This is a genomic window from Streptomyces sp. WM6372 (assembly GCF_001279655.1).
In the GTDB taxonomy this organism is placed as follows: Bacteria; Actinomycetota; Actinomycetes; order Streptomycetales; family Streptomycetaceae; genus Streptomyces.
This window is the reverse complement of sequence record NZ_LGDB01000002.1, coordinates 96422-108537: the sequence shown is the minus strand read 5'-3', so window position 1 is coordinate 108537 and position 12116 is coordinate 96422. Positions and strand designations below refer to the sequence as shown.

14 protein-coding genes are annotated in these 12116 nt (G+C 73.9%); 1 reads left to right on the top strand and 13 read right to left on the bottom strand.

Annotation, left to right across the window (positions count from 1 at the left end; all coding sequences use genetic code 11):
• Positions 1–40 precede the first annotated feature (40 nt).
• The 5 genes from ADK52_RS01795 to tsaB form a co-directional block, all read right to left on the bottom strand.
• The gene (locus tag ADK52_RS01795) at positions 41–691 is read right to left on the bottom strand and encodes a hypothetical protein (RefSeq protein WP_063783748.1); all 651 of its coding nucleotides are present in this window, start codon (positions 689–691) and stop codon (positions 41–43) included.
• A gap of 65 nt (positions 692–756) precedes the next feature.
• The gene (locus ADK52_RS01790; protein ID WP_053687990.1) at positions 757–1029 is read right to left on the bottom strand and encodes a hypothetical protein; all 273 of its coding nucleotides are present in this window, start codon (positions 1027–1029) and stop codon (positions 757–759) included.
• Positions 1029–2141, bottom strand: coding sequence for a tRNA (adenosine(37)-N6)-threonylcarbamoyltransferase complex transferase subunit TsaD (tsaD, locus tag ADK52_RS01785; RefSeq protein ID WP_053687989.1), 1113 nt, complete (start codon positions 2139–2141; stop codon positions 1029–1031). The genes ADK52_RS01790 and tsaD overlap by 1 nt, the downstream gene beginning before the upstream one ends.
• Positions 2134–2646 carry a ribosomal protein S18-alanine N-acetyltransferase gene (rimI, locus tag ADK52_RS01780; protein WP_053687988.1) on the bottom strand — a complete coding sequence of 171 codons (513 nt, stop codon included), beginning with the start codon at positions 2644–2646 and terminating at the stop codon, positions 2134–2136. Before rimI ends, tsaD begins: the two co-directional genes overlap by 8 nt.
• A complete protein-coding gene (tsaB, locus tag ADK52_RS01775) occupies positions 2643–3305 on the bottom strand; it encodes a tRNA (adenosine(37)-N6)-threonylcarbamoyltransferase complex dimerization subunit type 1 TsaB (protein WP_053687987.1) in 663 nt (220 codons plus the stop codon). Before tsaB ends, rimI begins: the two co-directional genes overlap by 4 nt.
• Positions 3306–3467: 162 nt before the next feature.
• Between tsaB and ADK52_RS01770 the strand changes: the two genes are divergently transcribed.
• On the top strand, positions 3468–4025 hold the full coding sequence (locus ADK52_RS01770) for a hypothetical protein (RefSeq protein ID WP_053687986.1): 558 nt from the start codon (positions 3468–3470) through the stop codon (positions 4023–4025).
• A 124-nt stretch (positions 4026–4149) separates the two neighbouring features.
• Here ADK52_RS01770 and ADK52_RS41060 read toward each other — a convergent pair whose 3' ends face one another.
• The 8 genes from ADK52_RS41060 to ADK52_RS01735 form a co-directional block, all read right to left on the bottom strand.
• Complete coding sequence (locus ADK52_RS41060; protein WP_107089941.1) at positions 4150–4332, bottom strand: hypothetical protein; 183 nt, start codon at positions 4330–4332, stop codon at positions 4150–4152.
• Positions 4333–4450: 118 nt separating this feature from the next.
• Positions 4451–4996, bottom strand: a complete 546-nt coding sequence (tsaE, locus tag ADK52_RS01765) for a tRNA (adenosine(37)-N6)-threonylcarbamoyltransferase complex ATPase subunit type 1 TsaE (RefSeq protein WP_420714776.1) — start codon at positions 4994–4996, stop codon at positions 4451–4453.
• On the bottom strand, positions 4947–6146 hold the full coding sequence (locus ADK52_RS01760; protein WP_078987809.1) for an alpha/beta fold hydrolase: 1200 nt from the start codon (positions 6144–6146) through the stop codon (positions 4947–4949). Before ADK52_RS01760 ends, tsaE begins: the two co-directional genes overlap by 50 nt.
• Positions 6147–6164: 18 nt before the next feature.
• Positions 6165–7301: an alanine racemase gene (alr, locus tag ADK52_RS01755; protein ID WP_053687983.1), complete on the bottom strand. Its 1137-nt coding sequence runs from the start codon at positions 7299–7301 to the stop codon at positions 6165–6167.
• An 89-nt stretch (positions 7302–7390) separates the two neighbouring features.
• On the bottom strand, positions 7391–8800 hold the full coding sequence (locus ADK52_RS01750; RefSeq protein WP_053687982.1) for a bifunctional ADP-dependent NAD(P)H-hydrate dehydratase/NAD(P)H-hydrate epimerase: 1410 nt from the start codon (positions 8798–8800) through the stop codon (positions 7391–7393).
• Positions 8801–8826: 26 nt separating this feature from the next.
• The gene (locus ADK52_RS01745) at positions 8827–9195 is read right to left on the bottom strand and encodes a holo-ACP synthase (RefSeq protein WP_053687981.1); all 369 of its coding nucleotides are present in this window, start codon (positions 9193–9195) and stop codon (positions 8827–8829) included.
• Between the two features lie 18 nt (positions 9196–9213).
• Positions 9214–11061 carry a glutamine--fructose-6-phosphate transaminase (isomerizing) gene (gene glmS / locus ADK52_RS01740; protein ID WP_053687980.1) on the bottom strand — a complete coding sequence of 616 codons (1848 nt, stop codon included), beginning with the start codon at positions 11059–11061 and terminating at the stop codon, positions 9214–9216.
• A 120-nt stretch (positions 11062–11181) separates the two neighbouring features.
• Positions 11182–11919 (bottom strand): sensor domain-containing protein, encoded by a 738-nt coding sequence (locus tag ADK52_RS01735; protein WP_063783746.1) that lies wholly within the window; start codon positions 11917–11919, stop codon positions 11182–11184.
• Between the last annotated feature and the right edge of the window lie 197 nt (positions 11920–12116).

Below are 12116 nucleotides of genomic sequence, written 5' to 3'. Positions count from 1 at the left end.
GTCAGTGCGCCGCAGGAACGCCGACCGGCCCGCCCGCCGGTCAGTGCGCCGCCGCGCCGCCGCTCTGCGCCGCGGCGCCGCCGCGGAAGGCGCGCACCGCCCACCGGTAGTGCGCGCCGGCCTTCCCGAGGCCCAGCAGGCCGGTGATCCACAGGATCATGCCGAGGCCCATGTAGTACGTGACCTCCCCGTACGTGGTGACGCCCGGGCGGGCCGTCGCCGCCGAGCCGAAGGTCACGTACAGCCCGAACGCGCCCAGCGCGAAGGAGGTCAGCAGCCAGGTCAGGCTCCGCCCCGGGGCGCGGACCCCGGCGTCGGCCGCCGGATCCCGGTCCGACTCGGCCCAGGCGCGCAGCAGCTGGTCGACCAGCCGGTCCCGCCGGGCGCCCCGGGCGAACCAGAACCCCGCCGGGATCAGCACGCCCGCGCCGAGCAGGCCGAAGATCAGGCCGAAGACGTACGAGAACGGGTCGCCCGGCGTCTCGAAGGAGATCAGGGCCATCGCGACGAAGGACCAGCCGAGCGCGAAGACGGCGGCGACGGCCCAGAGCAGCAGCAGCCGCCCCAGGCCCAGGCTGCGCCGGCCCAGGTCCTTCAGGAAGCGGGCGCGGTCGGCGCGTACGGCGTTCTCGTCCAGCCAGTCGCGCAAGTGGGCCGGAGGCGGTGGAGGCGGCAGGTCACGGCGAGGCATGCTCATGACGATAACGGCAGCGGGCCCGAGTCCCGCTCACGAGTCGCTGGAGGGCGCCTCGCGTGTCAGGTTCCGCTGGTCTCCACCGACTCGAACCGCCAGCGGTGCACCGGACGGGTGACCAGATCGGCTGCGGGCTCCGGGAGTTCGGGCAGTTCCGCCGCCACGCCTTCGGCCGCCTCCCACCACGTGACGACCAACACCCGGTCCTGCGGGGCCCGCAGGAGCTCGCGGCGCACCGGATCGCGCTCCAGCACCTGCGAACGGGCCCACTCCAGCAGCTCGTTGCCCCGCCCGGCGGCGGCCCGGGCCTCCCACATCAGCGCGACGGTGCTCATCAGTACAGGTTGTCCTTGCTCAGCTCGTGCACGTGGTCGTGGTCGTGGGAGTGGCCCTGCGCATGGGCGGTACCCGGCACGTGCGGGTCCGTCACCGGGAGGGAGGAGTCGGCCGACAGGTCCCAGTCCGAGGCCGGCCGGTTGCGCTTGACCATCTCCGCGCCCAGCGCCGCCACCATCGCTCCGTTGTCCGTGCACAGCTTCGGCCGCGGCACCCGCAGGATGATCCCCGCGGCGTCGCAGCGCTCCTGCGCCAGCGAGCGCAGCCGGGAATTGGCCGCCACACCGCCGCCGATCATCAGGTGGTCGACGCCCTCGTCCTTGCACGCGCGGATCGCCTTGCGGGTCAGCACGTCCACCACGGCCTCCTGGAAGGACGCCGCCACATCGCGCACCGGCACCTCCTCGCCCGCGTTCCGCTTCGCCTCGATCCAGCGGGCGACCGCCGTCTTGAGGCCGGAGAAGGAGAAGTCGTACGCCGCGTCGCGCGGCCCCGTCAGCCCGCGCGGGAAGTTGATCGCCTTCGGGTCGCCCTCGCGGGCGAGCCGGTCGATGACCGGGCCGCCCGGGAAGCCCAGCTGCAGTACGCGGGCGATCTTGTCGAAGGCCTCGCCGGCCGCGTCGTCGATGGTCGCGCCCAGCGGCCGTACGTCGGAGGTGATGTCCGGGGCGAGCAGCAGCGAGGAGTGCCCGCCGGACACCAGCAGCGCCATGGTCGGCTCCGGCAGCGGCCCGTGCTCCAGCTGGTCCACGCAGATGTGCGAGGCCAGGTGGTTCACCCCGTAGAGCGGCTTGCCGAGCGCGTACGCGTAGGCCTTGGCCGCCGAGACGCCCACCAGCAGGGCCCCCGCGAGGCCGGGACCCGCCGTGACGGCGATGCCGTCGAGGTCGCGGGCGCTGACCCCGGCCTCCTTCAGGGCGCGCTCGATGGTCGGGACCATCGCCTCCAGGTGGGCCCGGGAGGCCACCTCGGGCACGACGCCGCCGAAGCGGGCGTGCTCGTCGACGCTGGAGGCGATCGCGTCGGCCAGCAGGGTCGTGCCGCGGACCACGCCGACGCCGGTCTCGTCGCAGGAGGTCTCGATGCCGAGGACGAGCGGTTCGTCAGCCATTGCTCTCAGTGCTTTCAGTCGTCGCTTGTGCGGGGTCGGTCAGGCGCATCACGAGCGCGTCCACGTTGCCGGGCTGGTAGTAGCCCCGCCGGAAGCCGATCGGCTCGAAGCCGAAGCGCTCGTAGAGCTTCTGGGCCCGGGTGTTGTCCACCCGTACCTCCAGCAGCACCTCGGCGCACTCGAACGCGGTGGCGGCGCGCAGCAGGTCGGTGAGGAGCCGGGCGCCGAGCCCGGTCCCCCACTGGTCGCGCGCGGCCGCGATGGTCTGTACGTCGGCCAGGTCACCGGCGGCGGCCAGCCCGGCGTAGCCGACGATGCGGCCGGTGGCGGGGTCGTCGGCGACCACGTAGCGGCGGGTGGCGCGCGGGCCGCGGGCGTGGGCGAGCTCGGACCAGAACATGCCCGCGGACCAGGCGTCCTCGGGGAACAGCTCGTGCTCCAGTTCCAGCACGGGCTCGATGTCCCACCAGCGCATCTCGCGCAGTACCGCTGTCGGTGCCGTCACTGCGGGGTGACCACCTTGTAGTTCTTGGGCACCTGCGCGTCGGGCCGGCGCAGGTAGAGCGGCGTCGGAGGAAGGAACTCCGCCCCGGCCGCGAGCCGTTCCACGGCCAGGGAGGCGAGCGCGGCGGCGCTCTGGTGCTCGGGGGCCCGCGCGTCCGTGAAGACGTCCGGGTACAGCAGCGCGCCCTGGCCCACCGCGGGCACCCCGGCGACCCGCTCGGCGATGTCGGCCGGGCGGTCCACGGCGGGCTCGCCGACGCGCGTGCGCGGGTCCTCGTACCGGGCCCAGTAGACCTCCTTGCGCCGCGCGTCGGTGGCGACGGTGAAGGGGCCCTCGATCCCGGCGGCGCCCGCGGCGTACGCGAGCCCGTCGAGGGTGCACAGGCCGTGCACGGGGATGCCGAGCACGGTGGCGAAGGTGGAGGCGGTGACGAGGCCCACGCGCAGCCCGGTGTAGGGGCCGGGGCCGACGCCGACGACGATGCCGGTGAGGGCGTCGAGCTTCAGCCCGGCCTCCGCGAGGACCTTGTCGACGGAGGGCAGCAGGAGCTCCCCGTGGCGGCGGGCGTCGACCTGGTTCGACTCGGCGAGGACGGACTCGCCGTCGTGCAGGGCGACGGTGACGGCGGGCGTGGCGGTATCTACAGCGAGCAAGAGCACGCGAACAGCCTACGACTCCGGGGGCCCGGGCCCTCGCGGCCGGTCGCGGGGCACCCCGGCTGCTACCTTCGACCCAGGTATCGGCCGAGCCCGGGCCGGGGCACGCAGGCGCTGCCCGGCAGGCGCTCCGGCGCAGGGGAAGCACGGGAGAGGTGGAGCAAGGTGGCACGCAGCAGCTCGGGAATCGTGGCCGGGCTCACCGTGGTGGCGATCGCCGCCGTCGGCTTCCTCGGTTACCAGGCCTCCGCGACCGCGCCCGCGCATCCCCCGAAGGCGGCGGCGCCGCCCGCGGCCCCCTCCCCCGCACCGTCCGCGCAGGCGCCCGAGCAGGCGAAGCCGGCGGCCGTGCCGGCCGAATCGGGCACCGGCTCGCGCGTCGTGTACTCGGTGAGCCAGAAGCGGGTGTGGCTGGTCAACGAGAGCGGTCAGGAGCCGAAGTCCTTCCAGGTCAAGCCCAGCACGGCGCACCCGAAGCCGGGCACGTACCTGGTGAACTCGCGCTCGGGCGCGGTCACCGGCTCGGACGGGGTACCCATCGAGCACGTCGTACGGTTCGCGACGGCGGACGGGGTCGTGGTCGGGTTCAGCTCCCGGGTGGACGGCCAGATGCCCGAGCCCGACCAGAGCAAGAAGACCGGCGGCATCCGGATGACGCGGGCCGACGGCGATGCCATGTGGGCCTTCGCGACGATCAACTCGAAGGTCGTCGTCCTTCCCTGATTGACGGCCGCCGCGACCGGCGCGACCGCCCGGCCACCGCCGCCGCGGATTCACCCGTACGGACTACGGCGCAGGGCAGGGCAGCAGCAGCGGCAGGTGCAGGTGCAGAACGCACGCGGGCTTCTCAGGCCGCCTCGGACTCCGGGGCGGCCTGTTCGCGTACGTCCACCGGGTCGGCCCCCGGCGCGTCCGAGGCCTCCCGCACGGGAGGCGTCGAGACGGCGGTGGCTGCCGCGCCCGCGGCGAGCAGCGCCCCCATGGGCACGACGGACGGGCGGGGGTCGCGCTGCACTCCTGCTGCGGACATGGCTCCTCCTGGCTTGGGCCGGCCCGTACTTAGGCAAACCTAACCAGCCCTCCGTACCATGTGACCACGCCGGACTCCATCGGCGCAATATCTTGCCGACGAGTTGTCGGTACGTTTGTTACAGCGCGGCCAGCGCGCCCGGAGCGGACCAGCGCGCCCCGATGCCGCGCACCGAGACCTCCCGTACGTCGTCGAGGACCTCCTCGTGGCCGACCGCCCGCGCGATCACCACGTGCAGCCGGTCGTCGGAGAGCTCCTCGACCTTGCCGTCGCCCCACTCCACGACGACCACGGACTCGGGCAGCGAGACGTCGAGGTCCAGGTCCTCCATCTCGTCCAGCCCGCCGCCCAGCCGGTACGCGTCCACGTGGACCAGCGCCGGTCCGCCGCTCAGCGAGGGGTGGACCCGGGCGATCACGAAGGTCGGCGAGGTCACGGCGCCCCGTACGCCCAGCCCCTCGCCCAGGCCCCGGGTCAGCGTGGTCTTGCCCGCGCCGAGCTCCCCGGTCAGCAGGACGAGGTCGCCGGGGCGGAGCAGGCCGGCGAGGGTGCGGCCCAGCTCCTGCATGGCCTCGGGCGAGCCGACGGTGATGCGCGCCTCGGCGTCGGCCGTCTCAGTTCCCTGCTGCGGTGCCTGACGGTGCGGCGCTCGGGGCGCTTCCAGCGGTACTTCTTCCATGCCCGCCAACGTTAGTCGCTGCGGGCACCGCGCCGGTGCGCGCCAGCAGGTCGGTCAGCAGCCCGGTCACCGTGTCGGGGTACTCCAGCATCATCAGGTGCCCGGCGGACTCCAGGACCGCCAGCTCGGCGGCCGGCAGCGCGTCCTTGATGGCCTGGCTGTGCGCGGCGGGGGTGACCATGTCGCGGTCACCGGCGATGACGGTGACGGGGATGTCGGCGAACCGCTGGAGGGCGGCGCTCTTGTCGTGGATCTGGAAGGCCGGGTAGAACTCGGCGACCACGTCGATCGGGGTGGCCTCGATGAGCCGCTCGGCGAAGCGCGCGACGCCCGGGTCCACCTCGCGGGGGGCGCCGAACGAGTACATCTTGATCATGCCGGCGAAGAGGTCGGCGGTGGCCCGCCGGCCCTTCTCGACGAGCTCCACCTGCGAGCCGAGCGCCTTGAGCACGGGCGGCAGGATGCGCCGTACGGCGCCCATGCCGACCGAGGGCAGCCCGTACGTCACCTGGTCGAGGTGGCCGCTGGACGTGCCGACCAGGGCCACGCCGATCACCCGGTCGCGGATCAGCTCGGGGAACTGCTCGGCCAGCGCCATGATCGTCATGCCGCCCATCGAGTGGCCCACCAGGATCAGCGGGCCCTCGGGCGCGGCGGCGTCGATGACGGTCTTCAGGTCGCGGCCGAGCTGGTCGATGGTGACGCGCTCGCCGTCGGCCTGGGCGAAGCCGCGCGCGCTGCGGCCGTGGCTGCGCTGGTCCCAGTACACGGAGCGGACCAGGCCGCGCAGGGCGGAGCGCTGGAAGTGCCAGGAGTCCTGGGCGAGGCAGTAGCCGTGGCAGAACACGACGGTCGGCGCGGCCGGGTCCTTGCGGCGCAGCCGGCCCCGCTTCTTGGGGCCCTCGGGCGGCTCGTCGACCTCGTAGTAGAGCTCGGTGCCGTCCTCGGCGTAGCAGGCTCCCGGCGTCCCGCGCAGCGAGCCGTAGTCGCCGGTGGCGTCGAGCGCGAGGCGCGCCTTGCGGCGCATGCCGCGCCCGACCGTGATCCGTTCGACCGCGACCCCGGCCGCCGCGCCTGCGGCTATCACGCCGATCGCGGCGCCGGCCCAGCCCGCCTTGCGCCAGTTCTCGCTCACGCCGTCCTCACTCAGCCCTCAGCCGCCCAGGTAGACCCGGGGAACCCGCACCCCGACACGGGTGACGATCTCATAGGCGATCGTGTGTGCCGCTTGAGCCCAGTCCTCGGCGGTGGGCTCGCCGTGCTCGCCGCTGCCGAAGAGGACGGCCTCGTCCCCGGCGCGTACCAGGTCGCCGCCCAGGTCGACGACGAACTGGTCCATGGCGACGCGGCCCGCGACGCGGCGGACCTTGCCGCCGACGGAGACGGGTCCGCTGCCGGAGGCGTGCCGGGGGATCCCGTCGGCGTACCCGGCGGGGATGAGGGCGAGGTTCGTCTCGGCCTCGGTGACGTAGTGGTGCCCGTAGCTCACCCCGTGGCCGGCGGGCACGGTCTTGACCAGCGCGACGGAGGCCTTGAGGGTCATGGCGGGCCGCAGTCCCAGCTCCTCGGCGGTGCCGAGCTCGGGGGCCGGGGAGACGCCGTAGACGGCGAGGCCGCAGCGGACGAGGTCGAAGTGGCTCTCGGGCAGGGTCAGGGTCGCGGGCGAGTTGGCGATGTGCCGGACCTCGGGCTCCACGCCCTCCTTCTCGGCGTACGCCAGCATGTCGCGGAAGGAGGCCAGCTGGAGCGCGATGGAGGGGTGGCCGGGCTCGTCGGCGCAGGCGAAGTGCGACCAGATGCCGGTGATCTTGACGGTGCCCTCGGCCTGGGCGGCGACGGCCGCGCCGACGAGCTCGGTCCAGTCGGCGGGCTGGCAGCCGCCCCGGCCCAGGCCGGTGTCGGCCTTGAGCTGGATCCTGGCCGTGCGGCCGGCGGCGAGCGCGGCCTTGCGCACCTCGTCGAGGGCCCACATCCCGCTGACGGAGATGTCCACGTCGGCCTCGACGGCCGCCTGCCAGGGCCCGCCGGGGGTCCACAGCCAGCACAGGATCGGTCCGGTGATCCCGGCGGCGCGCAGGGCGAGCGCCTCCTCGGGGAGGGCGGTCCCGAGCCAGGCGGCACCGGCGTCCTGGGCCGCGCGGGCGCACGGGACCGCGCCGTGGCCATAGGCGTCCGCCTTGACGACGGCCATCAGCTCGGCCCGGGGTGCCCGCGCGCGCAGGGCGCGTACGTTCGCCCGTACGGCGTCAAGATCGATCTCGGCGTACACGCGCGTCGGTGTCTCGTTCATCGCCCCCAGTCTCTCAGAGCGGGGCCGTGGCCCGCGCGACCGCCGTTCACACGCCGACATATTGGACGATTTTCACCCCTGATGACACATCAGGGGTGGTGGGACCGGCCTCGGATGTCGCGCCAGGCGTCCGGGAGGGACTCCGCGATCTGCTGGGCGAGGAGCGGGGCTCCGGAGGCGGCCCGGCGCCCCGCCAGGCCGTGCACGTACGCCGCCACCGACGCGGCGTCCGGCGCCGCCAGCCCCGAGGCCAGCAGGGATCCCGCCAGGCCCGACAGGACGTCGCCGCTGCCCGCGGTCGCCAGCCACGGGGTTCCCGTCGGGTTGACCCGGACCGGGCCGCCCCCGGCGGGCGACACCAGCGTCGTCGATCCCTTCAGCAGGGCCGTGGCCCCGTACCGCTCCGCCAGGGACCGTACGGAGGACAGCCGGCCCGACTCCACCGCCTCGCGGTCCACGCCGAGCAGCGCCGCCGCCTCCCCCGCGTGCGGGGTCAGCAGGGTCTCGGCCGGCCGGGCCCGCAGCACCGCCGGCTCCAGCCCGCGCAGCCCGTCCGCGTCCACCAGTACGGGCACCGGGTCGGCCAGGGCCCCGGCGACCTCCCCCGCCCGGCCCTCGCCCAGCCCCGGACCGACCACCCACGCCTGTACCCGGCCCCGCCCGATCAGCGTCTCGGGGTACCGCGCGAGCACGGCGTCCGCCGCCGGGCCGACGTACCGCACGGCGCCCGCGCCGCCGCGCAGCGCCCCCGCGACGGCGAGCACCGCCGCGCCCGGGTACTGCACCGACCCGGCGACGATGCCGACCACGCCCCGCCGGTACTTGTCGCTCGACGCCGCCGGAGCCGGCAGCAGCGCCGCCACGTCGGCGTGCTGCAGGGCCTCCGCGTCCGGTTCCGGCAGCGCCAGCCCGATGTCCACCAGGCGCAGCGCGCCCGTGCGCGAAGCCCCCGGGTCGATGAGCAGCCCCGGCTTGTACGCCCCGAAGGTCACCGTGACATCGGCGTGGACGGCCGCTCCGGCCACCTCGCCGGTGTCCGCGTCGACCCCGCTCGGCAGGTCCACCGCGACGACGACGGCGCCGGCCGGGATCCGCTCCACCAGCGCCGCCGCGGCCGGCCGCAGCCCGCCGCGGCCGCCGATGCCGACGAGCCCGTCCAGGACGAGGTCCGCCCGGCCGGGAACGGCCCGCGCGACCCGGCCCCCGGCGGCCAGCAGCGCCCGCAGCCCCTTCGCGTGCACCCGCTCGGGGTCCATCGGGACGGCCGTCACCCCGGCGCCGCGCCGGGCGAGGCGGGCGCCCGCGTACAGCGCGTCGCCGCCGTTGTCCCCGGGCCCGACGAGCAGCACGACGCGCGCCCCGTACACCCGGCGCAGCAGTCCGGCGCAGACGGCGGCCAGCCCGGCCGCCGCGCGCTGCATCAGGGCGCCTTCCGGCAGCCGGGCCATCAGCTCGCGCTCGGCGGCCCGTACGGTCTCCACGCTGTAAGCAGTACGCATGGCACCAGCCTGCCCGAAAAGGAGGCTCAGCCCTCGGCGATCACCACGGCCGAGGCGATGCCCGCGTCGTGGCTCAGCGAGATGTGCCAGGACTTCACGCCCAGCGCCACCGCCCTGGCCTCGACCGTGCCCGAGACCCGCACCCGCGGCTGCCCGGTCTCCTCCACGTACACCTCGGCATCGGTCCACAGCATCCCGCCGGGCGCGCCGAGCGCCTTGGCGAGGGCCTCCTTGGCCGCGAACCGGGCGGCGAGCGAGGCGATGCCGCGCCGCTCGCCGCTCGGCAGCGTCAACTCGGAGTCGACGAACAGCCGCTGCGCCAGTTGCGGCGTCCGGGCCAGCGACTCACCGAACCGCTCGATCTCGGCAACGTCGATTCCCACTCCGATGATCACAACGCCAACTCGCTTCGCTCACTCCACCGTCACGGACTTTGCGAGGTTACGCGGCTGGTCCACCTCGTTGCCCCGCGCCGTCGCCAGCTCGCAGGCGAAGACCTGCAGCGGCACCGTCGCCACCAAGGGCTGGAGCAGCGTCGGCGTCGCGGGGATCCGGATCAGGTGGTCGGCGTACGGGACGACCGCGTGGTCGCCCTCCTCCGCGATCACGATGGTCCGCGCCCCGCGCGCCCGGATCTCCTGGATGTTCGACACGATCTTGTCGTGCAGCACGGAGCGCCCGCGCGGCGACGGCACGACCACGACCACCGGCAGGTCCTTCTCGATCAGCGCGATCGGGCCGTGCTTGAGCTCGCCCGCCGCGAAGCCCTCGGCGTGCATGTACGCCAGTTCCTTGAGCTTGAGCGCGCCCTCCAGCGCCACGGGGTACCCGACGTGCCGGCCGAGGAACAGCACGGTGTTCTTGTCCGCCAGCGAGCGCGCCAGCTCCCGGACCGGCTCCATGGTCTCCAGTACGGTGTCCACGGCCGCGGCGATGTCGGACAGCTCGCGGATCACCGTCTCGATCTCGTCGCCCCACTTCGTCCCCCGCACCTGCCCGAGGTACAGCGCGACCAGATAGCAGGCCACCAGCTGCGTCAGGAACGCCTTGGTCGAGGCGACGGCCACCTCCGGACCGGCGTGCGTGTAGAGCACGGCATCCGATTCGCGCGGGATCGTCGACCCGTTCGTATTGCAGATGGCCAGCACCTTGGCCCCCTGCTCACGCGCGTGCCGCAGCGCCATCAGGGTGTCCATGGTCTCGCCGCTCTGCGAGATCGCGACCACCAGCGTCCGCTGGTCCAGGATCGGGTCGCGGTAGCGGAACTCGCTCGCCAGCTCCGTCTCGCACGGGATGCGGGTCCAGTGCTCGATGGCCAGCTTCGCGATCATGCCCGCGTGGTACGCCGTACCGCACGCCACGATCACGACCTTGTCGACCTCCCTGAGCACCGAGACGGGGATGCGCACCTCGTCCAGGCTCAGCGAGCCGCTCGCGTCGATCCTGCCCAGGAGGGTGTCGGCGACGGCCTTCGGCTGCTCGGCGATCTCCTTGAGCATGAAGTAGTCGTAACCGCCCTTTTCGGCCGCCGAGGCGTCCCAGTCCACGTGGTACGCCCGCACGGACGCGGGCGCACCGGCGAAGTCGGTCACCGTGACCCCGTCGCGGCGGAGTTCGACGACCTGGTCCTGCCCCAGCTCGATCGCGGACCGGGTGTGGGCGATGAACGCGGCCACGTCCGAGGCGAGGAAGTTCTCGCCTTCCCCGACGCCCACCACCAGGGGGGAGTTCCGGCGGGCCCCGACCACCACGTCCGGCGCGTCGGCGTGCACCGCGACCAGCGTGAACGCGCCCTCCAGCCGCCGGCACACCTGCCGCATGGCCTCCGCAAGGTCCCCGCCGGCCTCGAACCGCTCGGCCAGCAGGTGGGCGACCACCTCGGTATCCGTCTCGGACTCCAGCCGGTGCCCGCGCCCGGCCAGTTCGCCGCGGAGCGCGGCGAAGTTCTCGATGATGCCGTTGTGGACGACGGCCACCCGGCCCGCGTTGTCGAGGTGCGGGTGGGCGTTGACGTCGGTGGGCCCGCCGTGGGTGGCCCAGCGGGTGTGCCCGAGTCCCGTGGAACCGGCCGGCAGCGGGTGCCCGACCAGTTCCTTCTCCAGATTGACCAGTTTTCCGGCCTTCTTGGCGGCGACCAGCCCCCCGTCCGCGAGCACGGCGACGCCCGCCGAGTCGTAGCCGCGGTACTCCAGCCGCTTGAGTCCGGCGATGACCACATCGAGCGCCGACTGCGCTCCCACGTAACCCACAATTCCGCACATACGGCGCAGCGTACGCGGAAGCGAGCCGCCTGCCCCGTACCTGAACAAGACGAAAAACCCGCCCCGGCGAATGCGCCGGAGCGGGATTGACGTCGTTCGAAGACCCGTACGGGCCGGACCTCAGCCGAGCTTCTTGGCCTGGATCTCGACGACGGCCTTCGGCTGCTCGGCGGAGCCGCTCGGGCTCACGGCCGAGAAGGTGGCGATGATGTTGCCCTTGCGCACGACCACGAGCTCCGTGGAAGCCTTCTCGCCGTCCACGTCGGCCACCGCGGTGTAGGCGAGCGCCTCGTCGCCCGCGGTGACCGGGGCGCCCGGGACCACCTTGGAGATCTTGAGGGAGTCACCGGCCTGGCTGCCCGTGTAACCGCCGGCGCAGGCCGTGGCCGCCGCCTTGACGGAGGCGAAGGCCGCGTCGGCGCCCTTGCCCTCGTACGAGGCGAGGGCGATGGACGTGACGGTGGCGCCCAGGACGTCGCCCGCGGACTTCGGCAGGGCGACCGCTTTGGTGCCCGCCCTGCCCGCCGGGGTGCCGACCGGGGCCGTGGACTGCGCCTTGACCAGCGGCAGGCACTCGGGCTTGTCGCTCCCGGCGCTTGCCGCCGCCGCGAGTTCGGCCGGGGTGGCCGCCCGGACCGCGTGGGTCGGCAGCTCGGCCTGCGTCACCAGCAGCGCGACCAGCTCGGCGTCGGTCTTCGCCTTCGCCGCCGGCGCCGCCGAGGTCGCCGCGCCGGAGGGGGTCGGCGTGGCGCCGCCCACCTTGTCGTCCGCCTTGTCGGAACCACAGGCGGTGGTCAGCAGCGCCAGGGACACCGCGGAAACGGTCAGGACGGTACGACGGACAAGAGTGCTGCGCACGAAAAAATCTCCCCCAGAAACCAAAAACGGCAAGCGGCGGCCGCAAAGAGGCCGCGGTGATCACAAATCTACGGGCGGCTCCGACGACCGCCACCGCTTTTCCGCCCGCGCGCCCCCGATCGTGACCGGGGTGAGACCCCGGGGCGCGGCCCTCCGCCACGTGACCGACCCCACCACCCACAACCGCCCCCGAGCCA